The organism is Marinitenerispora sediminis (assembly GCF_003336425.1).
GTDB classification, from domain to species: domain Bacteria; phylum Actinomycetota; class Actinomycetes; order Streptosporangiales; family Streptosporangiaceae; genus Marinitenerispora; species Marinitenerispora sediminis.
Window position 1 is genome coordinate 56,627 of the sequence record NZ_QEIO01000016.1, and the last position, 20,935, is coordinate 77,561.

The 20,935-nt window shown below is 74.8% G+C and carries 18 protein-coding genes; 11 read left to right on the top strand and 7 right to left on the bottom strand.

The features are described 5' to 3' along the window. Positions 1-42: 42 nt before the first annotated feature. The 5 genes from DEF28_RS04850 to DEF28_RS04870 all read left to right on the top strand — a co-directional run bounded on the left by DEF28_RS04850 (position 43) and on the right by DEF28_RS04870 (position 5,152). On the top strand, positions 43-2,574 hold the full coding sequence (locus tag DEF28_RS04850; protein WP_233515098.1) for a sensor histidine kinase: 2,532 nt from the start codon (positions 43-45) through the stop codon (positions 2,572-2,574). Positions 2,575-2,576: 2 nt separating this feature from the next. Beyond that, positions 2,577-3,017 (top strand): roadblock/LC7 domain-containing protein, encoded by a 441-nt coding sequence (locus DEF28_RS04855; protein WP_114396083.1) that lies wholly within the window; start codon positions 2,577-2,579, stop codon positions 3,015-3,017. Between the two features lie 13 nt (positions 3,018-3,030). Then, the gene (locus DEF28_RS04860; protein WP_114396084.1) at positions 3,031-3,405 is read left to right on the top strand and encodes a DUF742 domain-containing protein; all 375 of its coding nucleotides are present in this window, start codon (positions 3,031-3,033) and stop codon (positions 3,403-3,405) included. Beyond that, complete coding sequence (locus DEF28_RS04865) at positions 3,386-3,979, top strand: GTP-binding protein (protein ID WP_114396085.1); 594 nt, start codon at positions 3,386-3,388, stop codon at positions 3,977-3,979. Before DEF28_RS04860 ends, DEF28_RS04865 begins: the two co-directional genes overlap by 20 nt. A gap of 219 nt (positions 3,980-4,198) precedes the next feature. After that, positions 4,199-5,152 (top strand): oxygenase MpaB family protein, encoded by a 954-nt coding sequence (locus tag DEF28_RS04870; RefSeq protein WP_114396086.1) that lies wholly within the window; start codon positions 4,199-4,201, stop codon positions 5,150-5,152. Here the strand turns inward: DEF28_RS04870 and DEF28_RS04875 are convergent. Then, positions 5,149-6,141 (bottom strand): DUF3068 domain-containing protein, encoded by a 993-nt coding sequence (locus DEF28_RS04875; protein WP_114396087.1) that lies wholly within the window; start codon positions 6,139-6,141, stop codon positions 5,149-5,151. The genes DEF28_RS04870 and DEF28_RS04875 overlap by 4 nt on opposite strands. Positions 6,142-6,323: 182 nt before the next feature. On the opposite strand from DEF28_RS04875, the gene DEF28_RS04880 reads away from it, so the two are divergent. Then, complete coding sequence (locus tag DEF28_RS04880) at positions 6,324-7,598, top strand: acyltransferase family protein (protein ID WP_233515099.1); 1,275 nt, start codon at positions 6,324-6,326, stop codon at positions 7,596-7,598. Positions 7,599-7,886: 288 nt separating this feature from the next. Here the strand turns inward: DEF28_RS04880 and DEF28_RS04885 are convergent, their stop codons facing one another. Beyond that, positions 7,887-8,258 carry a VOC family protein gene (locus tag DEF28_RS04885; RefSeq protein WP_114396088.1) on the bottom strand — a complete coding sequence of 124 codons (372 nt, stop codon included), beginning with the start codon at positions 8,256-8,258 and terminating at the stop codon, positions 7,887-7,889. Positions 8,259-8,337: 79 nt separating this feature from the next. Between DEF28_RS04885 and DEF28_RS04890 the strand changes: the two genes are divergently transcribed. Next, a complete protein-coding gene (locus DEF28_RS04890) occupies positions 8,338-8,799 on the top strand; it encodes a MarR family winged helix-turn-helix transcriptional regulator (RefSeq protein WP_114396089.1) in 462 nt (153 codons plus the stop codon). Between the two features lie 181 nt (positions 8,800-8,980). Here DEF28_RS04890 and DEF28_RS04895 read toward each other — a convergent pair whose 3' ends face one another. Together DEF28_RS04895 and DEF28_RS04900 are read right to left on the bottom strand one after the other, a co-directional pair. Next, complete coding sequence (locus tag DEF28_RS04895; protein ID WP_199493141.1) at positions 8,981-9,700, bottom strand: YqeB family protein; 720 nt, start codon at positions 9,698-9,700, stop codon at positions 8,981-8,983. Further along, a complete protein-coding gene (locus tag DEF28_RS04900) occupies positions 9,693-10,304 on the bottom strand; it encodes a TetR/AcrR family transcriptional regulator (RefSeq protein ID WP_114396091.1) in 612 nt (203 codons plus the stop codon). The genes DEF28_RS04895 and DEF28_RS04900 overlap by 8 nt, the downstream gene beginning before the upstream one ends. Positions 10,305-10,903: 599 nt before the next feature. On the opposite strand from DEF28_RS04900, the gene DEF28_RS04905 reads away from it, so the two are divergent. From DEF28_RS04905 to DEF28_RS04920, 4 genes are all read left to right on the top strand, one after another. Continuing rightward, positions 10,904-11,698, top strand: a complete 795-nt coding sequence (locus DEF28_RS04905) for a class I SAM-dependent methyltransferase (RefSeq protein ID WP_114396123.1) — start codon at positions 10,904-10,906, stop codon at positions 11,696-11,698. A 221-nt stretch (positions 11,699-11,919) separates the two neighbouring features. Further along, on the top strand, positions 11,920-12,654 hold the full coding sequence (locus DEF28_RS04910) for a class I SAM-dependent methyltransferase (protein ID WP_233515100.1): 735 nt from the start codon (positions 11,920-11,922) through the stop codon (positions 12,652-12,654). 456 nt (positions 12,655-13,110) lie between these two features. After that, on the top strand, positions 13,111-13,326 hold the full coding sequence (locus DEF28_RS04915; RefSeq protein ID WP_233515101.1) for a helix-turn-helix transcriptional regulator: 216 nt from the start codon (positions 13,111-13,113) through the stop codon (positions 13,324-13,326). Further along, complete coding sequence (locus DEF28_RS04920; RefSeq protein WP_114396092.1) at positions 13,313-13,720, top strand: hypothetical protein; 408 nt, start codon at positions 13,313-13,315, stop codon at positions 13,718-13,720. The genes DEF28_RS04915 and DEF28_RS04920 overlap by 14 nt, the downstream gene beginning before the upstream one ends. A 238-nt stretch (positions 13,721-13,958) precedes the next feature. Here the strand turns inward: DEF28_RS04920 and DEF28_RS04925 are convergent, their stop codons facing one another. From DEF28_RS04925 to DEF28_RS04935, 3 genes are all read right to left on the bottom strand, one after another. Beyond that, on the bottom strand, positions 13,959-14,894 hold the full coding sequence (locus DEF28_RS04925) for a DUF3068 domain-containing protein (RefSeq protein WP_158562763.1): 936 nt from the start codon (positions 14,892-14,894) through the stop codon (positions 13,959-13,961). A gap of 166 nt (positions 14,895-15,060) precedes the next feature. Beyond that, a complete protein-coding gene (locus DEF28_RS04930; protein WP_114396126.1) occupies positions 15,061-19,650 on the bottom strand; it encodes an alpha-(1->3)-arabinofuranosyltransferase domain-containing protein in 4,590 nt (1,529 codons plus the stop codon). Continuing rightward, complete coding sequence (locus tag DEF28_RS04935) at positions 19,647-20,927, bottom strand: glycosyltransferase family 4 protein (protein ID WP_114396094.1); 1,281 nt, start codon at positions 20,925-20,927, stop codon at positions 19,647-19,649. The genes DEF28_RS04930 and DEF28_RS04935 overlap by 4 nt, the downstream gene beginning before the upstream one ends. Positions 20,928-20,935: the final 8 nt, after the last annotated feature.

Genomic DNA, 20,935 nt, shown 5'->3' on the forward strand with positions numbered 1-20,935 from the left:
CCGCCCGGACCGCCCGCCTCCGTCGAGGTGCGGCGGGTCTGCGTGCCGTTACGCGGTCATTACCGGACCCGCCTCCGGCGGATCATCCTCGTTCCGACCGCGGCGCTGGTGGCGTTGTGGCTGGTAGCCAGCGGCTACCTGGCCTACAACGCACTCCTGCAGTACATGGTCGCCAGGGGCACCCAGGACATGCTGACCCCGGCGGCGGTCGCCCTCACCGCGGTCATGGACGAGCGCTCGGCCACGATCGCCTACCTGGAGGAGCCGTCGGAGTACGAGGACGCGCTGCGGGAGTCCCGCGGCGACTCCGACGTGCTCATGGAGGACGCCCTGACCCGGTTCGAGGGGGCGCTGTCCCTCTCCTCCCCCGAGGTGCAGGACCTCATCATCAGCCTGCGCGGCCGGTTCGACACCATCCCGGAGATCCGCGCCCAGGTGGACAGCGGCCAGGCGACCCGCGCCGACGTGCTGGAGTTCTACAACGCGCTGATGAAGAACGGCTCCGACCTGTTCGACCTGCAGTCGCGTGAGATCCCGGCGGCCAACGTCGTGGGCATCGGGATGAGCGCCACCTACACCTTCCGCACGGTCGACCTGCTCGCCCAGGCCGACTCCCAGCTCGCCCGCGCGTTCGCCACGGGCGAGCTGAGCACCGCGGACCAGCAGGCGTTCACCCGGCTGGTCGGCGCCTACCACCAGCAGCTCGACTCCATCCGCGACTTCATGGGGCCCGAGCAGGCCGCCGCGCTCACCCAGCTGGACCGCAGCCCGGAGTGGGCGGCGCTGGGCGAGCTGGAGGACCAGGTCACCTCCCGCCAGACCCGGACCGAGACCGACCCCGTCACCGGCCAGGAGACGGAGAACCTCGCCGTCCCCATCTCCGAGGAGGAGTGGCGCGAGGCCTACACCCCGGTCAAGCAGCAGCTGGTCGACATGGGCGCGTCCCAGGCGATGTACGCGGGCGACGTGCAGATCGGCAACGCCGTGCGCGCCGTCAGCGCCTTCCTCGGCATGGCGGTCGGCGTGGCGGTGATCTGCGTCCTGGCCTTCAGGTTCGCCCTGCGCGCCGCCCATACGGTGAGCGACCGGCTGAACCGGCTGCGCGACGAGACCCAGGAGCTGGCCGACCGCCGACTGCCCGGCATCATGGAGCGCCTCGGCCGCAACGAGCCGGTCGACGTCGCCCGCGAGGTGCCCGAGCTGTCGCACAGCGACGACGAGATCGGCGAGGTGGCCCGCTCGTTCAACGCCGCGCAGCGCACCGCCGTCGCCGCGGCCGTCCAGCAGGCCGAGCTGCGCGAGGGCGTCAACAAGGTGTTCCTCAACATCGCGCACCGCAGCCAGACCCTGGTGCACCGCCAGCTCCGGCTGCTCGACAAGCTGGAGCGCGAGCAGGAGGACCCGGACCAGCTGACCGAGCTGTTCAAGCTGGACCACCTCGCCACCCGCTCGCGGCGCAACGCCGAGAACCTGCTCATCCTCGGTGGCGAGACGCCCGGCCGCACCTGGCACCGGCCCATGCCGCTCATCGACGTGCTGCGCAGCGCCATCTCCGAGTCCGGCGACTACACCCGGGTGAAGCGGCAGCGGATCGCGCGGGTCTGGCTGAGCGGCCCGGCGGTCGCGGACGTCATCCACCTCGTCGCGGAGCTGGTGGACAACGCGACGGCCTTCTCCCCGCCGCATACCAACGTCCACCTGCGCAGCGAGCAGGTGCCCAACGGGGTGACGGTCGAGATCGAGGATCGCGGTCTCGGCATGAAGGACGAGGAGTTCACCGACGCCAACGAGCTGCTGGCCAACCCGCCGGAGTTCGACGTCATGCGGCTGAACGAGAAGATGCGCCTCGGCCTGTTCGTGGTCTCGCGCCTGGCCCAGCGGCACGGCATCAAGGTCCGGCTGCGCGCGTCGCCGTACGGCGGCGTGCAGGCGATCGTCCTGCTGCCCAGCGCGCTCGTCTCCACCGACGAGCCGCCCGCCTCCGCAGGCGCCCCGGCCGGCGAGGCCGGTTCCGCGCGCCGGGACCACGCCGACGCCCACGGGGCCGACGACGACCGCGACGCCTCCACCGGTCCGCGCCGGACGGTGCCCCGGCACGCCGAGCGCGGCGCGCACGCCGCTCCCCCGGCCGGCGACGTCCTGGCCGGCCCCGGCGAGCCCGATCCCGCGCAGCCCGCCCGGACCGCCCGCCCCTCGCGGCCGCGCCGCGTCCCCGGTGCGACGCTTCCCACGGCGGGCACGGTGTGGAGCACGGGTCCCAACGGCGCGCCCGCCGCGGGCGGCGGCCCCGAAGGGGACTCCTCCGGTGCCCGCCCGGAGGCGGCGCCGCAGGAGCCCGCGCCGGACGGCGCACCGGCGGGCGGGCGGCCGCGGCTGCCGAAGCGCCAGCCGCAGGCGAACCTCGCCCCCCAGCTCTACGACTCCGGTCCGACCTCCGCTCCCGGCCCGGCCGCCACCGAGGACCCGGAGCGCTCGCAGCGGCTACGCCGGAACATGGCCGCGTTCCAGCAGGGCACCCGCCGGGGACGCGCGGACGGTCGGCAGCACCAGAACGAGACTGAGAAGGATGCGTGAGCGTGACGAACAACGTCTCCAGAGACCTGGACTGGCTGCTGGACGAGCTCGTTGAGCGGGCGGTGGGCGCGCAGTCCGCGATCGTGCTGTCCGCGGACGGCCTGCCCATCGGCAAGTCCCGCGGTCTCAGCCAGGCCGACGCCGAGCACCTGTCGGCGGTGGCGTCGGCCTTCCAGAGCCTGGCCCGCGGTACCGGCCGGCAGTTCGGCGGCGGGCGGGTGCTGCAGACCGTCGTGGAGATGGAGCACGCGTACCTGTTCGTGACGGGGGCGGGCAGTGGTGCCTGCCTGGCGGTGATCGCGGGCGAGGAGTCCGACGTGGGCCTGATCGCCTATGAGATGAACGTGCTCGTCGAACAGGTCGGCGGGTCCCTGGACGCCGCGCCGCGGCACGGCGGAGCACCGTCCTCCGGCGGACCGGTCTCGGGAAGCACATCGCGGTAGCGGGAGGACGTAAATGCCGGACGAGTACGCGTCGGGACCCGCTCCGGAAGAGGCGGGCCCCCTGGTCAGGCCCTACGTCATGACCTGGGGGCGGCAACGCTCCGACACCGTCCAGCTGGACATGATCAGCGTGGTGATCGCGGCCCGGGCCGACGTCGACGAGATGTCCCTGGAGCCGGAGCAGGTGGACATCCTGTCCCTCTGCCACCGACCGTTGTCGGTCGCCGAGGTCTCGGCGCACCTGGACATCCCGGTGGCCGTGGTCAAGGTCCTGCTCAGCGATCTCATCGGGCGGGGATACGTCCTCGCACGCGCGCCCTACACGACGGAGAGCCCGGTGAGCCGGGACATACTTCAGGCGGTTCTCGATGGCATCCAACGACTCTGACCGGCCGGCAGAGACCGGACCGATCCCCTCGGCGATCAAGATCCTGGTGGCCGGTGGCTTCGGGGCCGGCAAGACGACGATGGTGGGATCGGTCAGCGAGATCTCGCCGCTCAGCACCGAGGAGCTGATGACCGAGGCGAGCCTCGGCGTCGACGACCTCGACGGCGTGGAGGAGAAGACGACCACGACGGTCGCCCTCGACTTCGGCCGCATCACCATCAGCGCCGAACTGGTGCTGTACCTCTTCGGCACGCCGGGGCAGCAGCGGTTCTGGTTCATGTGGGACGAACTGGCGCTCGGTTCGCTGGGCGCGGTGGTGCTCGCCGACACCCGGCGGCTGGACACCTGCTTCCCGTCCGTGGACTTCTTCGAGCGGCGCGGGATCCCGTTCATCGTGGCGGTGAACTGCTTCGACGGCGCGTACCGCTACGAGCCGGAGGAGGTGCGGGAGGCGCTCAGCATCGCCGACGGCATCCCGATCGTGCTCTGCGACGCGCGGGTCCGCGACTCCAGCAAGGAGGTGTTGATCACCCTCGTGCAGCACGTGGTGGCGACGATGGCCGTGGTCGGCTAGCCCGGCCGCACGAGCGCACCACGCCGGTGACCAGGGACCGGCCCCCGGTCACCGGATCCCTCCGCCAACATCACAAAACCGACAACAAGCCCGAAAAGGCCGTTCGTCCGCTGCGTTCCGACGACACCGCGATTACGCTACGACGCGGTATCCGGGACAGCTGTGGCGCAGGTCACCTCGTGTACCGCGGAGCATCCCCCCAAGATCGAGAGAGCGTGCATGAAACGGTACGACTGGTACGACGAGATCCACCGACTCGACGCGGACGCCGACTGCCGGCGGATCGCGCAGATCCTCAGCGCGCACGAGTTCCCGTGGGACATCATGCAGGCCCTCGGCCTCGCGCTGTACCGTACCTACGCCGCGCCGAGCATCGGCGGCCTGCTCGGCGAGACCCGGGAGTTCACCACCCGCACCCAGTACCGCTACGACGACACCGCGCTGATCCTCGACCAGATCCTGGAGCACGGCTTCGAGCCCGGCCGCGGCCGCGACGCCCTGCGGCGGATGAACCAGATGCACCGGTCCTACGACATCAGCAACGAGGACTACCTGTACGTGCTGAGCACCTTCGTGGTCATGCCGGTCCGCTGGCTGAACGACTGGGGCTTCGGCTGGCGGCGGCTCACCGAGCACGAGATCACCGCCAACACCAACTACTACCGCCGGCTCGGCAAGCACATGGCGATCAAGGAGATCCCGGAGACCTACGCGGAGTTCCTCGACCTGTTCGAGGCCTACGAGCAGGCCCACTTCGGCTACTCCGAGGGCGGCCGGGCGGTCTCCGACGCCACCCTCGCCCTGATGATCGACTTCTACCCGAAGTGGCAGCGCCCGATCATGCGCCCCTTCATGATGGGGCTGCTGGACGACCGGCTGATCAGCGCGTTCCGCTACGACGAGCCGTCCCGCTTCTGGCGGACCGCGGCGCGCGTGTCGCTGAAGGCGCGGGCCCGCGTGGTGCGCTTCATGCCGCCGCGCGAGCAGCCGCAGTGGGCGCGGATGAGCCCGAACATCCGCAGCTACCCCGACGGGTTCGACCCCGCCAGCATCGGCACCTTCCCCAAGGGCTGCCCGGTGCCGCACGGCCTCGCCACGGTGGAGGTCCCGGAGACCGGCGCCCGGGTGCCCGCCCCGGGGGCCAGCGCGCCGCAGGGCGCCGAGCGCCCCTAGGGCTCGCGGCGGGCACGCCGCCCGAGGCGGCGGGCGGGGCCGGCGGACACGGAACCGTCCTCCCCGCCCGGTCGCCGTCCGTCGCGGCGGCGCCCCGCCGACAGGACGAGTCCGAGCACGGTCAGGGCCGCGCCCGCCGCCGCGAGCGTGACCGGCAGCGTCTCGCGCAGCAGCGGCAGCCGGGTCATGCCCGGGGTCGCGGACTCGATGTAGCCCTCGGTGGTCTCCTCGGTGAAGCGGAGATCGCCGTCGAACAGCACGAGGCGCTCCTCCCCGTCGACGCTCACCGCGCGGTGGTGCTCCTCCACCAGGTCGATGGGGATGCCGGTGGTCGGCTCGATCCAGTAGGTGCGGGTCAGGGAGAACATCTCGTCGGCGGTCACGTCTCCCTCACCCTCCAGGCCGAGGAGGCTCCGGGGCAGGGTGCGCTCCCCCACCCGCGTCGGTTCGATGACCTGCACGAACCGGTAGGTGTCCACGCCGTGCACCGTCTCCTCGCCCTCGAACTCGATCGGCCAGGTCCGCCGGGTCGTGGTGTCGAAGAACTCGTGGTCGCGCCGCTCCGTGAGGAACGGGAACTTGAACACCTGGCCGCGCTGCACCACGCGCTCGCCGTTCACCGAGGGGTCGCAGCACTCGACGGCCTGGCCGGTGAACCGGTCGTGCCCGGCGCGCCGGGTGGTGGACTGGATCGGGTAGTCACGGTCGACGTCGGTGACCCAGGTGAACTGGTCCCACACCACGACGTCGGAGTCGCTCGCCGGAACGTCGGCGCGGAAGGTGGAGTAGGCCTCCACGGTCGCGCCCTCGACCGACTCCAGGTCCTCGGCGCTGAAGTAGGTGACGTTCTCCCCGTGGTTGACGACCTCGTTGTAGTAGTCCATGGGCGTGCGCATCAGGGCGGGGGCCGCCCAGAACCGCAGCATCGGGGCCAGAGCCAGGGCGAAGACTCCGAGCGTGACGCAGACGAGCGCGACGGTACGGCGCATGACCCCTCCCGGGCCCGGATCCACTATCTGGAACTTGCTTCAGTTTGAGGTATCGTAGTTGGCGCCGTGAGCTACGTCACCAGGGCGTGTCGGTTTCTTTATAACTAGTTCTATTTTCCGGCGGCGGGCCGACCGAGCCCCGTTTCCGACCGGCCCCGCGCCCGCACCGTGAAAGGGCGGCCGTGACCGCATCCCCCGCCGAGCAGCCGCCTCCGGAGGCCGGACTGCCGCAGGCGGCCGGGCGCCAGGAGGGCCTGGACGGCGTCCGGGCGCTGGCGGCGCTGATGGTGCTGGTGTTCCACGTGGCCATGGAGACCGGTGCCGCGCTCGCGCCCGGGGCGGTGGGCGCGCTGCTCGCGCGCGGCGAGATGGGCGTACCGCTGTTCTTCGCGCTCTCGGGGTTCCTGCTGTACCGGCCGTGGGCCCGGTCCGCCCTGGACGGCACGCGCGGCCCGGCGGTGCGCCGCTACCTGTGGCGGCGCGGGCTCCGGGTGCTGCCGGCCTACTGGATCGTGGCGGTCACCGCGATGCTGCTGTGGTCGCGCGACCAGATCACCTCGCTCCCCGCCTGGACCGAGGTGCTTACGCTCACCTTCGTCTACGATCCGGACCCGTGGTGGGTCGGCACCGGACCCGTGGGGCTGGGGCAGATGTGGAGCCTGTGCGTGGAGGTCGGCTTCTACCTGGCGCTCCCCCTCCTGTCCGCCCTCCTCGCCCGCGGCGCGGCCCGCACCGGCCGCGACCCCGGCGCCCGGGCACGCCGGCTGCTCGCCGGCCTCGCGGCGCTCGCGGGTGTCGCGGTGCTGGCGACGGTGGTGCAGTTCTATCCGGAGCCGCGGCCCCAGATGCACGCCTGGCCGCCCCGGACGCTCGGGATGTTCGCGGTCGGCATGGCGCTGGCCGTGCTCGCGGAGTGGGCGTGGCGGGAAGCGGGCCCGGACGGCCCCGTGCGCCGGGTCTGCCGCACCCTGCCGCGGTCGGCCGCGCTGTGCTGGCTGACCGCCGGCGCCGTCTACCTGGCGGCCGCCACGCCCGCGACCGGTCCCCGGTTCGTCGGGGTGGACGGCTTCTGGGTCGCGCTGGTGGACATGGCGACCTCGATGCTCTTCGCGTTCTTCGTCATCGCCCCGGTCGCCCTGCTGCCCGGCCCCGCCGCCGCGGCCCCCGCGGGGGCGGGCTGGCTGGCCGCCCTGCTCCGGCACCCGGTCGCCGTGTTCCTCGGCCGCGTCTCCTACGGCGTGTTCCTGTGGCAGTTCGTCGTCCTGTACCTGTGGCGGGACTTCACCGGCCAGGAGGTCTTCACCGGGTCGTTCTGGCTGGACGTCGTCCCGGTGACCGCGGGAACCGTGCTGCTCGCCGCGGTCACCCACCGCTGGGTGGAGGAGCCGGTCCGCCGCTGGGGAACCGCCGACCGGCACCGACCGGTCCCAGATCCGACCGGGCGGGCGGACGCCTAGATCGGTGACGGGTTCGCCGGACCGTCCGCACCAGCGGTGAGGGCCACCGGGGACCGGTGGGCGAAGGCGGCCCCGGGCGCCGCTTCGTCCATCCGGGTCTCGCTGCCCCACCGTCGGTGTGGCACCGGCGCGGCCGCGCCTGCTCTGCTGGCCCGCAGGCCGCGGCCCCATTCGCGTGCACTCGCCACGGAGGCTCCTCTATCCCGTGCACTCGCCACGGAGGCTCCTACCCCCCCCGGACGCCAGAGGCGTGGGAGGAGGGCCCGGCCGGGGTGACGGCGGCCGTGATCAGGCTCCGTGTGCGGTGAGCGTGTACCCTTCCGGGCCCTCGAAGGAGAACGTGGGCCCGAAGGGGCTGTCCACCATCGGGGTGAGGATCTTGACCCCCGTGGCGGCGAGCTGGTCGTGGAGCTCATGGGCGTCCGACGTCCGGAACCAGAGCGCCACACCGAGACCGGGCCGCGCGGTGTCGGCGAGGTCGACGCCCGGAAGGAGCTCGCGGACGGCGAAGGGGATCGGCCTGGTGTCGAACACGACCGCGTGCGGCGGCGAGACCGCGGCCCGGCGCAGGCCCAGATGCCGCTCGCAGAACGCCGCCGCCGCGTCCACGTCGCGGACCTGGAGGGCGACGAAGTCGGGGCCGTCGATGGTGGCTGGCACAGGTCTTCCTCGATTCATATGTCAGGACTTTGACATGATCGAGACTAGGACGCCGCACCACCTATGTCAAAATGCTGACATGACCGAGAGCATGCCGGCCGAGCCGCCCCACCCCGCGAAGGACGTCACCCAGCACGTGGGTTACCTGATCAAACGCACCCAGGCCGCCCTGCGCGGTGCGATGGACAGGGTCCTGCGCGAGCACGGGCTGACCGTGCCGCAGTACGCCACGCTCGAACTCCTGGCCCTGCACCCCGGCATGTCCAACGCCGACCTCGCGCGCGCGACCTTCGTCACCCGGCAGTCCGGAAACGTGGTCCTCCAGGGCCTGCAGGAAGCGGGACTGATCACCCGCCCCGCCACCGCCGACCACGGGCGGGCCCGGCCCGCCCACCTCACCGAGGAGGGCCGCAGCCGCCTGGCCAGGGTCCAGGCAGCCGTCTACGCCGTAGAAGAGCGCATGGTCACGGCGATCCCGCCCGAGCGCATGGCCGCGCTCCTCACCGACCTCGACCGCATAGCGGCAGCCCTGGAGGACTGACCGGCCGCCCCGCCGCGGGGGCGCCCCTGGACTCCGGCCGGGTACCCCCGCGCGGCACCGGCGCCTTCTCATCCACCACCCGGCACGAAGCCGCTCGCGCGATCCCGTGCGGCGGGCCGAGCGCCCGCCCCAGGGTCCCCGCTCCGATACGCGCGCCCGCGCTGACGCCGCGTTCGCGGCCCTACCTGTGCCGGGGATCACCCTGCCGGGGGCGCGATGTCCGGCGGTACTGCTGTCCTCCGCGGCGGTCCCGGACGGCGACACCGAGATCACGAAGCGCGTCCCGGGCGTCATCGGCCGCGCCGGCCTGTTTGTCGGCCAGTGCCCGGTGCCGCGCGCGCAGCAGCGCGTGTGCCTGTTCGCCGAGGGCCGGATCGCGGTCCACCCACGCGGCGAACGCGGCTTCGTGCGGATCGGCCTCCCCCCGCCAGGGGTAGCCGAACCGCTGGAACGCCTGCCGCAGCCCGCTGACGAGGACCCGGTCCGCGTGCACGCGCACCAGTTCGACGGTCTCCCGGTCGACCAGCACCAGGTCGTGGCCATCGGTGAACACGCCATCGACGAGGCCGCGCCCGACGCGGAGGCTGACGCCGGCGCGGCGCACGACCACCTCCTCGCCGCCCACCGTGACGACCGGGTTCTCCCGCTCCCACTCCCTGACGATCCACGCGCCCAGGACGAGCCCGGTGATGGTCAGTACCGGCACAGCCCATCCCAACGGCAGTTGGGCGGCGATTCGCAACGGAGCGGGGGCGCCGTCAGCGACCCGGACCAGCCCGTCCACGACAGGGCCGACGACGAAGGCGGCGCCGAAGCCGAGCACGGCACCGGCCGAGAGAACGAGGCACCGCCATGCCCGAGGAAACCGCACGGTTTCCTCGTGGCCTTCGGGATCACTCATGGTCTTGCGTCCTTCCCAGCTGGTTCGGAGCGAGATAGCCCAGGGCCGTGCGGCGCAGCGCGGGGACGGGCGAATGGCCGGGCCTGGCGTTCAGATAGGTCGCGTCGACGACCGCCTGCAGCCAGGTGGCCGCCTCGGCCGGGTCGAGTTCGGGATCGACGGTGCCTTCCTCGGCGCCGCGGGCGATGAGCTCGGCCAGGCCGTCCCGGACGACGCGTGCGGTGCGCGTGACGACGGACAGCAGGTCCGGGTCGTGCTCGACACGGCGCAGCAGTTCGACCAGCATCCCGGCCGCGGCCGGGTCCGCCGCGTCCTCCGCCAGTTCCGAGAGCACGTCGAGAATCGCGGCGACCGGATCCGCGTCGTCGGCGTGCCGGGCGACGAGCGCCTCCGCCAGCGGAAGATCCCGCTCGAACACCGCACGGAACACCGCCGGTTTGTCCGCGAAGTAGTAGAAGACGCTGGCCGCGCTCAGTCCGGCGGCCTCGGCGATCTGGGCCACCGTCGTCCGCTCGTACCCGCGTTCACCGAACAGCCGTCCGGCCGCGAGGAGGATCGCCTCCCGCCGCTGGGCCGTCCGGCCAGGGTCCACCGTGCGCGCCACCGTGCACCTCGATTAATTAACTAATTGGTCGATTAATTATAGCCCTTGGATGCCCGGGCACGGCGGCCGACGCCGCACCAGTAGCCCTGCCGTGCCCCCGCCGGACGCCGGCAGACAACGCGCCCCACACCCGACTCCGCGAGAACGGGACCGTCCCAGTGGCGGCGAACACGGCACGGGACCCCCTACCGCGGCCGGACGGCCCGCCCGCGGAGCGATCGCCCGCGCTCGCGGCCGGCCGAGGACGGCTCCGCGGCCGGCCCCGCACGCCGAATCGCCGCACGCGCCCGGCGGCGGGTGCCGGCCTCCCGGCGGCCGCCAGCCTCGGAGCCGAGCCCGCGGCTCGCCTTGACACGCGCCCCCGGCCGGGCGCCAGAATGTAACGCGTTCCATCTGCGGCCGTGGGCACCACCACGCCCCGGTGGACGCAATGGACGCGCGACAGGAACACACTTCACCGCGACCGCGCGGCCGCGGCGCGATCGGGAGGCGATGGTGCGCCTGACGGTGCGGGCGGACGAGCGGGTCCGCGAGGTGTGCGCCGGGTCCCCGGCGAGCGGCCGCCGCGTATCCGGCTCCGGCTCCCGGAGGGGCGGCGGATGAGCCGCCCGACGGCGGAGAGCGCCGCCGGGCGGCCCCGCCGACCCGGCCTCGACGAGGTCCGGCGGGACTGGACCCGGCTCGGTGCCGCGGCGCCGCTGTGGGCCGTGTGCGTGGACCCCGCGAAGCGCCACGCCGGCTGGGACCACGACGAGTTCCTCGCCTCGGGGCGGCGCGAGGTCGACGCCGCCATGCGGCGGCTGGCCGACGCCGGCGGCGCCCCCGGACGAGGGCGGGCCCTGGACTTCGGCTGCGGGGCCGGCCGGCTGTCCAACGCGCTGGCCGCGCACTTCGACTCCGTCGTCGGCCTCGACATCTCCGCGCCGATGCTCGCGGCGGCCCGGCGGCTCGACCGCGGCGGCGGCCGGATCGAGTTCCGGCTGCACGACGCGCCGGACCTCGGCGCCTTCGAGGACGCCAGCTTCGATCTCGTGTACACCGACCTGGTGCTGCAGCACCTCCCGCCCGCCCTTGCCCGCGGCTACCTCGCCGAGTTCACCCGGGTCGTGCGGCCCGGCGGAGCGCTGGTGGTCGGCGCGCCCGACCGGGAGCGCCGCACCGCCAAGGGCCTGGTGTTCCGGTACGCGCCGTGGCCGGTGATCCGCTTCGGCCAGCGGGTCCTCCTCCGCTATCCGGCGCCGATGCGCATGCACACGCTGCCGGAGCGGGACATGCGCGCCCTCCTGGTCGGGCACGGCGCCCGCGTGCTGGCGGTCGAGGAGTACTGGGCCGGCGACCACTGGCGGCACCTGCGCTACTACGCGACCATGGACGGCCCCGGAGCGGTGTCGTGACCGCCCCTGGCCGACCCGGCGGCCCCGAGAGGGCCGCGCGCACGGGCGGGCGGGACCGGCCCGCGGCGCCGGGCGCCTCGCCCGGCCGGTCCGTGCCGCAGGCCGACACGGCGCCGCGCGCGAGCGGGGTCGATCCGCCGGCAGCGCCGCTCGGGCGGCCTACCGCGGAGGCGCCGCGCCCGCCGGCCCCCGAGCCGTTCCACGCCACAGCGGCGCGCTCGGTGCGGCTCTTCCAGGCGTTCCGGCAGGAGCAGACCGATCCGGACCACTTCTACGGCACCCTGGCCCGCGACACGGTCGCGCAGCTCGCCCGCTACCTGCCCGACGGGCGGGCCGGGCTGGCCGGCGCCCGCGTTCTGGACGTCGGCGGCGGCCCCGGCTACTTCTCCGACGAACTCCGCGCCGCCGGCGCGCACCCGGTCTGCGTGGACGCCGACGCCGGCGAGCTCCGGCTCCGCGACGGCCGCCTCCCGCAGACCGCGGTCCTGGGCAGCGCGCTCGACCTGCCGGTCCGCACCGGAGCGGCCGACGTCTGCTTCTCCTCCAACGTGCTGGAGCACGTCCCCGACCCCGAGCGCATGGCCGACGAGATGCTCCGCACAACCCGTCCGGGCGGCCTCGTCTTCCTGTCCTACACGGTGTGGCTCTCCCCGTGGGGCGGTCACGAGACCTCCCCCTGGCACTACCTGGGCGGCCGCCGCGCGGCGGAGCGCTACGCGCGCCGCACCGGCCACCGCCCGAAGAACGACTTCGGCCGCACCATGTTCGCCGTCTCGGCGGCCCGGATGCTGCGCTGGACGTCCCGGACGCGCCGCACGGGGTCAGCCGAGGTCCTCGACGTCCGCCCCCGCTACCTCCCGGACGCACTGGCCCCGGTGGTCCGCGTCCCACTGGTCCGGGAGCTCGTCACCTGGAACCTGCTCCTGGTCCTGCGCAAACGTGCGGCGGACGGCTGACCGCACGTCCTCCCGCGCCCACTCACCACGCACTCCGCCACCTGGACCCGGGCCGGGCAGCGGCCCCCGTCCCCGGAGACGACGTGCGTCCCGGAGGACCCTGGCTGCCCGAAGTCCGCACCGAGATCACCACCCACCGCCCGACCCGGGTCCTCGACCCAGGGCTGTCCGGACAGCGTCTATCCCCGCAGAACGCGCCTACGGGCTCGGCCCTCTCACCCACCTCTCGTGCTCGGAACCCCGTCATCAGGACAGTGAGCGCCGTGATGGCGCTGTCCTGCCTTCTCCTGGGCGCAGCCATCCCCGTGGTGGTCGTCCGAGCCATCGGCGCGGGCGCGATGTGGGTCACCGGCGTCGCGCTCGCCCCCGACCGTCGGCCTAAGTGGCATCTGGGGGAGGCGAGGAGGATCGGCCGACCTCGACCACTCCTGTAAAGCGAACTTGACACACCCGGACATGTCAAGCATCCTTTACATCATGCGAAGCGAGGTCAGGGACCTGCGGCAGCAGGCCGGACTGTCCCAGGCGGCGCTGGCCGGCGTCCTGGGTGTCTCCCGGCAGACGATCAACGCGATCGAGACCGGCCGTTACGATCCGTCCCTCACGTTGGCGGTCCGGATCGCCCGGCATTTCCAGCGACCAGTGGAGGAGATCTTCCATGTCGACGACTAGCCAGCGCTGGCTGCTGGCCTCCGGACTCGTCCTGATCGGTGGCGCCTTCACCGCCTTCACGTTCTGGATCTCGGCGAACTGGGTCATGCCGACCCTCCTGGCCGCCGTCGCCTGGTTCGGCCTGTGGCGCGTCTTCCGCACCCATCTGCGCCCGGGCGAGGCGTCCGACTCCGAGCGCCTCGCCGCGGGCAAGCGGCTGGACGAGCGTGACCGCGCCCTCAACCGGCGGGTCTTCGCCATCGTCGGGCTGGTGGCGCTGCCCCTGAGCCTGGTGTGCTCCTACGCGGTCCTGCTCTTCGACTCCCTCGACGCCCGCCAGGTCGTGCACGCCCAGTTCCTCGTCGTCATGCTCGCCTGGGCGATGGCCGGCGGCCACGTCCTCCGGCGCCACTGACCCGTCCACCGCGCCCGGCCGGTCCGTCCGGCCGCGCGCCGGGGCCCGACGCCTCCGGCCCGGTGGGCCGCGGCGCGGTCCACGCGGGGCGTACGGAGCCCGCCCGCCGGATGGGGGCCGGCTCATCACCGCGGACCAGCAGTGCGCCCACGCGAGTCGTGATCCGAGTGAATGGGGACCCTGCTCGAACGGCCGGGAGCACGTCTTCGGAGCCCGCACCGCGTGCGGGCGGGTCCCCTCACACCCGGCCAGCGGCCGAGCTCCGCCGCCGATCCGGACGGTGCGCCCGGCGTAGGACGCCGACCAGGACGAGCAGCGCGCCGGCTCCCCCGAGGGCTGCGGGCAGGTCGGTGCTGGTCAGTCGGAGCAGCAGGGCCCGGCGGTCGGCCGCGGCCGCGTTCGCGGCGGCCTCCTCCGGCGGCGTCTGGAAGTCGGCCGCGAGCAGGACGCGCTCGGTCTCGCCGTCGGGACCGGCCTCCTCGGGACGCAGGGTCTCCCGGCGCTGCTCGCGGAGCTGGACGACGCGGCCGGTGAGCGGCTCGACCCAGTAGACCCGCTCCACCTCCAGCCAGCGCTCGGCACCGACGGTCCCGCGCGCATCGGCGTCGAACAGCCGGGCGGGCACCGGGCGCGCGGGCTCGGAGGCGCGGGTGGCGGCGACGGTCTGGACGTAGCGCTCGGTCGGCACCCCGGAGACCAGGTCCGCGCCGTCCGGGACGGCGGGGGCCGAGGTGCGCGACTCCGGGTCGAACAGCGGGCGTTCGGCGGCGCCGGCGCCGGGCGGCCACCACAGGGTGAGGCCGTGCGGCCTGGCGAGGTGGTCACCGTCCACGTGGGCGCCGCAGCAGCGCACCGCCTCCCCCGACGAGCGGTCGACCGCCACCCGCCACGCCAGGTGGCCGAGCGTTCCGTCGGGACCGGTGGTCGCCGTGCGGACGTCCCACACGGCACGGCCGGCGCTCCCCGCTGCCGGAGACCCCACCGCGTCGATCCGGCGGACCAGTTCGGCGTCCTCACGGGTCCGCCACGTCGCGGTGTCCAGGTACCGCGCCGAGTCGGCCTCCAGCCGCCAGCTCAACCGCCCGCTGTCCGGGACCAGGGCCGACCGGCCGTGCACCGGGCCGGGCAGCAGCAGCGCGAGGGTGACCAGGAACGCGCCCGCTGCCACCAGCACCGCCGGGAGGTCGGGGCGCCAGGCCGAGGGGACGGCCCGGCCAGGACCGGCCCCGCGCTCGGGTGTTCCCGTCCCGGGCCGGTCCGGCGGAGACGGCGGCGTCATCCCGGGTTCCCCTCCTCGCCGTGCCGTTGCGGGGGGCGGCCGCCAACCGCTCCGTGCCCCGTCACGTGCGCACCTCCTCGGAGCCCTCCCGGATGGCCTCCGATGGCCGACCGCCGTTCCCGGTATCCGCCGGGCGCGGGAGGCCGGGCGGTGCGGGCTCGGGGGCGGCCAGCGCGGCGAGGGCCCGGGCGAGGGCCGTGACGCACAGCAGCTGCGGGACCCAGCCGCGCAGGGCCGCGCCGAGCGGTGCGTCGGGGACGCGGACCTCCAGGGCGGTACCCGCGGCGAGTGCGAGGCCCGCCGCCGTCAGGAGGGCGGCGGCGAACCACCGCCGGGCCGCCACGTCAGCGGCGCGGTGCGCGGTCCGGCGCAGTGCGCGGCCGGTCCGGCGGCCGAGGGCGCGGCGTCCGCCGGTCTCCACCGCGCTTCCGGTGTCGTCCCGACCGGGCCGCGCCGGGCGGTGGCGGGCCCGCCGCCACCCGGCCGCCAGCACCGTCGCGACAACGGCGAGTCCGGCGGCTCCGGCCACCCACGTGCCGTACAGCAGGGCCGGCACGACCAGCAGGGCCGGGCGCGGGCGGGCGGCCCGGGCAGCGGGAAGCACGCTGCCGCGCCGGTCCAGGCGCTCGGCCAGCGTCGGCCGGCCGGCCGTGCGACCCGCCGCGCGCGGGAGGCCGCTGGTGCTCGGGAGGCCTCCCTCGTCCGGGGGTCCGCCCTCACCCGCGGCCTCGACCGCGCCCGGGGTGCCGCGCCCCTGCGCCGGACCGCGCGCACGCGAAGCACCGAGCGGGCGGAGCCGGGCGAACGCGAGCACGACGACCCCGAGGGCGAGCGCCCCGCCCGCCGCCAGGGCGGCGCGGTACGGCGTGTCCGGCGTGTACCGCAGGGTGACCGTCCCGCTGGTCCCCGCGGGCAGCTCCCACGCCTGCTTCCAGCCGTCCAACCGGACCGGGGTCAGCGGCTCGGCCCGGCCCGGCAGTGTGGCCTGCCATCCCTCGTTGAAGTTCTCGTTGACGACCAGGTAGGCGGCGTCGCGGGCGTCGACGGTGACCCGGCGCTCGGTCGCCGTCCAGAGCTCCGTCGAGCGCACGGCCGCCGTCCGCACCGGCGGCGGGTCCCCGGCCGCCGCGGCCTGCAGGGCGGCCGACTCGACGCCGACCCGGCCGGCGCCGGTCCCGGTCCCGTCGACGGCGATCCGGTTGCGCCCCTCGGTGAGCGGCACCTCGCCGCAGCTCTCGTAACGCACCGGCCGGCCCGCCAGCGCGTCTTGCAGCGCGTCACCGACGATCCGCGTCGGCACCGACCGCCCGTTGACCCGCAGCCGCGGCCCGGAACCGCAGGACGCCGCCAGGCCGGTGTCCGCGACGGCTGCGAGCTCCGGCACGCCGGGCAGCGCGACGGACTCGACCTCCAGCGGCTGCCCGGGCGGCGGTTCGAACGTGATCAGCACCTCGTCGGCGCTGAACGGCGCGAAGTCCAGCCGCCCGTCGCCGTCGAGCCATCCGGAGCGGACAGCGGTGGTGCTCTCCAGCGTGACGCGGACCGGAGCACCCATGGCGTCGGCGCGCGGAAAGCCCACTCGGACGGTGTCCAGCTCGGTGCGCTCCGCCAGCTCCACCCGCAGGGAAGGAGCGTCCTCGGCCGGGTCGGGGTACCAGACGGTGGCGGGGTCGCCGTCGAAGGCGCTCCGGCCCAGGGCGGCGGGATGGTCCACGGAGGTGGAGGACGACGTCACTCTCGGGTACCCCCCGGCGCGGTTGGCGGCCCGCTCCAGGACCGCCGGATCCGCGGCCACCACCCGGCCGGTGACGGTGTCGAGCCGCTCGGCGGCGGCCGCCGAGAGGGTGACGACCCGGTCGATGGCGGCGGCGTCCTCCCCCTGGATCGCGAGGTCGGGGTGGCAGGCCCACACCCGGGAACCGGCCAGGCACCCCGGGGCGCTGCCCACGGACCCGGTGAGCAGGACCGCGCCCGCGTCCGGCGCTCCGGGCACGTCGAGGGAACGGGTCGCCCGCAGTCCGGGCACGGCCAGTTCGGCGATGCCCACCCGGGCGGGCCGTCCGGCGTCCCAGGCGAGCGCGTCCACCCGGAGCAGCAGCTCCGAGGTGCGTCCGGGCGGCGCGGCGACCTCCTGCGGTTGCGGTCCGGGGGCCACCGGGACGGTCCGGCGGCCGGTGTCGGTGACCACGGTGACGCGCGCCGGCGGCGGCTCGCCCGGGATCTCCTCGAAGGCGGCCGTCAACCCGGTGACGTCCCGGGGCTCGGTGAACTCGACCCGGAGCCAGGCGCCGACCGGCCCGCCGGGCCCGGCGGGCCGCCACGCGGTGTCCGGGTCGCCGTCCAGCGCGGCGAAGGGCAGCCGGCCCGGGTCCCGCTCGGCGGCCGCGGCGCGGACGCCGGCCGCCGAGGAGGACGCGGTCACCGAGCGGACGCCGCCGGGCACCGCCACCGCCGTGTAGCGGTCCCAGGCGGGGTCCGCGATGTCCGGGGCGGGCGCGCCGCGCTCCAGCGGTTCGTCCGCCGTCAGCGTGGCGGTGACGTTGCGCCGGACGTCGGAGTAGAGCACCTCGCGGCGGCGCAGGGTGTCGGTGACCACGGTGTCGTGCGCGGGCACGTCGGCGCCGCCCGGGTCGTCGCCGATGATCACCGGCCGGTCGCCGTCGAGCATGCCCTGTTCGGCGAGCGCGAGCAGCGCCTCCGGCCCACCGGTGACGCGCAGCGCGCCGTCGCGCGCAACGGTGCCAATACGGGGCGCCGCGCCGCGCACGGTGTAGACCTCCACCGCCTGGTACGGCTGGTCGAACCAGGCCGACGCCGGCAGGGCGTCCAGTGCGCCCACGACCGGACCGAAGCCGCGCGCGTACTCGATCCCGGGCGAGTCCGCGAGCGCCTGGTGGACCCGGGCCGGCCACCCGCCGTTGTTGCCGACCCGCTGGAGGTCGTTGCGCACGAGGAGGTGGGTCACGCCCATGCGGGCGAGCGCGTCCGCCAGGCCCGGCGAGCCGCGGCCGGAGCTGAGCCGCTGGTCGATCTCGTGCAGCAGCCGGGACACGCCGGCCGATCCCCACGGGATGATCTGGTGGTTGGTCCAGGGGCTCTCCATGAGCGGCTGCATCGGCTCGTCCATGGGGCGCCCCCACAGGTACTCGCCGCGCGCGGACCCGGGGACGGCCATGGTCATGCCGGTGCCGCCGCGGGCGTCGATCCAGGCGGTGGCCTCGCGCCAGTACACCGGGACCTCCTCGAACCCGCCCGGCGCCGCCAGCCCGGCACCGGCCGCCGGGGTGAGGGTGGTGAGCACCGCGACCGCGCACAGGCCTGCCGTGTACCGGCGCACGGCGGCGGGCGGCGGGACGGTCGCTCCTCCGGTCGGCCGGTGCGGAGGGCGGGCGGCCCGCGCCGCGGCGGCCGCGGCGGGCAGCCGCGCCAGCCCGAGGGCGAGCGGCAGCCGGATGAGCGCGTCGAACTTGTGGATGTTGCGGAACGGCGCGAGCGCGCCGTCGAGCGCGTCCCGCACGGCCGGTGCGAACGGCCCGGTGAGGTCGCCGGTGTACCCGGCCGCCACGACGGCGGTCCCGGTCAGCAGCGACGCCAGCAGGAAGGTCCGCTCGGGGGTGCGGCGGCCGAGCAGGCCGGCGAGGCCGAGCCCGGCGACCAGCGCGGTCGCCGCGACCAGCCACGGCTCGGCGGCCAGCTCGGCGCCGGCCGGCAGCGCGGTCACCCCCTGCGCCGGCACGTACCCCATCCAGTTAGCGGTCCCGCGCAGCACGTTGACCAGCGTGGTGACGCTTGTCGTGGTCGCGGCGTCCTCGGTGAAGGGCATGAACGAGAAGACGTAGCGGCCCATGAGGAGCAGCGGCACCAGCCACCACATCGACACCAGGCCGACGGCGGCCAGCCAGTACCCGAGCAGCCGCCGCCGGCGCGGACCGGGCGTCCGGGTGAGCAGGTACAGCAGCGGGACTACGAGCACCGCGAGTTCGGCCGCCGCGTTGGTGCCGCCGCAGCAGAGGAACGCCACCGCCGACAGCGCCGCCGCGCGCAGCGGACTGCGCCCGGAGCGCGCGCCGTGGACAAGGGGCAGCAGGATCCACGGCAGCAGCAGCGTGGGTTGGAGCTCCGCAGAGTTGTAGGAGAGCAGGGTCAGGACGCGGGGCGCGAGGGCGTAGCCGAGGCCGGCGACGATGCGGGCGTGCGCGGACCCGATCCCGAACTCGCGGGCCAGCCGCACGACGCCGAGGAACGCCGCGCACAGCAGTGCGGCCGCCCACACGCGCTGCACCAGCCACTCCGGCATGCCCGCGCCCACGAGCAGCGCGTGGAAGGGCCCGTTGGGGAACAGGTAGCCGTACGCCTGGTTCTGCACCTGGCCGAAGTAGGCGGCGTCCCAGAGGTGCAGCGCGCGGTCCAGGAAGCCCAGCGGGTTGACGGTGAGGTCGATCTTGGTGTCGCCGAGGATCCGGCCGGGGTCCGTACTGAGGGTGAGCGCGGTCAGCAGCACGCAGACCGCGAACAGCTCCAGCCGGCGGACCAGCGCGCGGTCGACCGGGCGGGCGGCCGCGCCGCCGGCGGCCGGGCGGCTCGGGGGCGCTCCGGGCGGCGTGGATCCGGACGGCTCCGCGGGGCCGGAACCGGGAGTCGGGGAGGTCACCGAGGCGCCCCGCCGCGTGGCCGGCGCCCGGCGGGCCGGCGCGCGCGGTCCGGCCCGATCTCGGCCGCGATCAGGGCGGCCATGGCGGTTCCGGTCCGCTCCCAGGTGAACCGGGACGCCCACGCGCGGCAGGCGCGCCGGATCTCCGCGGCGCGCGCCGGGTCGCTCAGCTCGACCAGGGCGCGGTGCACGACCTCGGCGAGCGACTGGCCGTCGCGGACCAGCCACCCGGTCCACCCGTCGCGCACCGAGTCGCGCAGGCCGTCCACGTCGTAGGCGACGGTGGGCACCCCGAGCGCGGCGGCCTCGATCACGGTGAGGCCCCACCCTTCGAACCTGGACGCGGTCACGTGCAGCCGCGCGCCGGCCAGGACGGCGTTGCGGTCGGCCTCGGGCAGGAAGCCGTGCAGCCGGACCCGGTCGGCCAGCCCGTCCCGGTCGATCTGGGCCGCGAGCGCGGCGGCCTCGGGGCCCCGCCCGACGATGTGCAGCCGCAGCCCCGGCCAGTCGTACCGAAGCCGCGCGGCGACGTCGACCACACGGCTCACCCGCTTCTGCACGACGAGCCGTCCCAGGCTGACCAGCGCGGGCGCGCCCGCCGCCGCTGGCGCTCCGGTCGGGGCCTGCCCCGGGCTCCGCCCCGGCCCCCCGTTGTGGATGACGGTGATGGGGGCGCGCCAGCGCAGCTTCGCCCGCATGGCGCGCCGGGAGGACTCCGAGACCGTCACCGTGGGGCAGTCGCGGTAGACGCGGCCGGCGACTCTGCTCTCGATGAACCGGCCGAGCCATGCCAGTGGGCGGCTGAAGTAGGCGTCGAACTGGAGGTCGTGCACGTGGTGCACGACGCTGATGACCCGGGTGCGGCGGCAGAGCACCAGTGGCGCGAAGAAGGGGACACCGTTCATGCAGTCCAGCGCGACGTCGAAGCGCCACCGCGAGCGCAGCAGCCACAGCATCACCAGCGGGTAGACGGTGAACGCGGTCCCCATCCGGCGCAACCGCACGCCCTCGCGGGTCTCGGCACGCGCCTGGCCGGGTTCGCGGCTGGTCACGAAGGTCACGGCGGCGCCGCGGCCGACGAGGTGCCGGCTGACCCGCCAGGCGTACTCCTCGGCGCCGCCGGCGGCCGACTGCCACGGGTCGCGCCAGTTGATGACCGCGACGCGCACCCCGTCGAGCCTCGGGCCGCACGTAGGGCTGGGCGGCGGGCGCCGCGGCTGCCGGTGCGCACCGGCGGTCGGCGCGTGCGTCCCGGCGCGCGTCCGCTGGACGACCACATGCCCTC

Excerpts from the sequence above, each read along its gene's own strand:
- DEF28_RS04860 (WP_114396084.1), top strand. The coding sequence starts at position 3,031 with ATGCCGGACGAGTACGCGTCGGGACCCGCTCCGGAAGAGGCGGGCCCC.
- DEF28_RS04865 (WP_114396085.1), top strand. The coding sequence starts at position 3,386 with ATGGCATCCAACGACTCTGACCGGCCGGCAGAGACCGGACCGATCCCC.
- DEF28_RS04870 (WP_114396086.1), top strand. The coding sequence starts at position 4,199 with ATGAAACGGTACGACTGGTACGACGAGATCCACCGACTCGACGCGGAC.
- DEF28_RS04875 (WP_114396087.1), bottom strand. The coding sequence starts at position 6,141 with ATGCGCCGTACCGTCGCGCTCGTCTGCGTCACGCTCGGAGTCTTCGCC.
- DEF28_RS04890 (WP_114396089.1), top strand. The coding sequence starts at position 8,338 with ATGACCGAGAGCATGCCGGCCGAGCCGCCCCACCCCGCGAAGGACGTC.
- DEF28_RS04895 (WP_199493141.1), bottom strand. The coding sequence starts at position 9,700 with ATGAGTGATCCCGAAGGCCACGAGGAAACCGTGCGGTTTCCTCGGGCA.
- DEF28_RS04905 (WP_114396123.1), top strand. The coding sequence starts at position 10,904 with ATGAGCCGCCCGACGGCGGAGAGCGCCGCCGGGCGGCCCCGCCGACCC.
- DEF28_RS04915 (WP_233515101.1), top strand. The coding sequence starts at position 13,111 with ATGTCAAGCATCCTTTACATCATGCGAAGCGAGGTCAGGGACCTGCGG.
- DEF28_RS04920 (WP_114396092.1), top strand. The coding sequence starts at position 13,313 with ATGTCGACGACTAGCCAGCGCTGGCTGCTGGCCTCCGGACTCGTCCTG.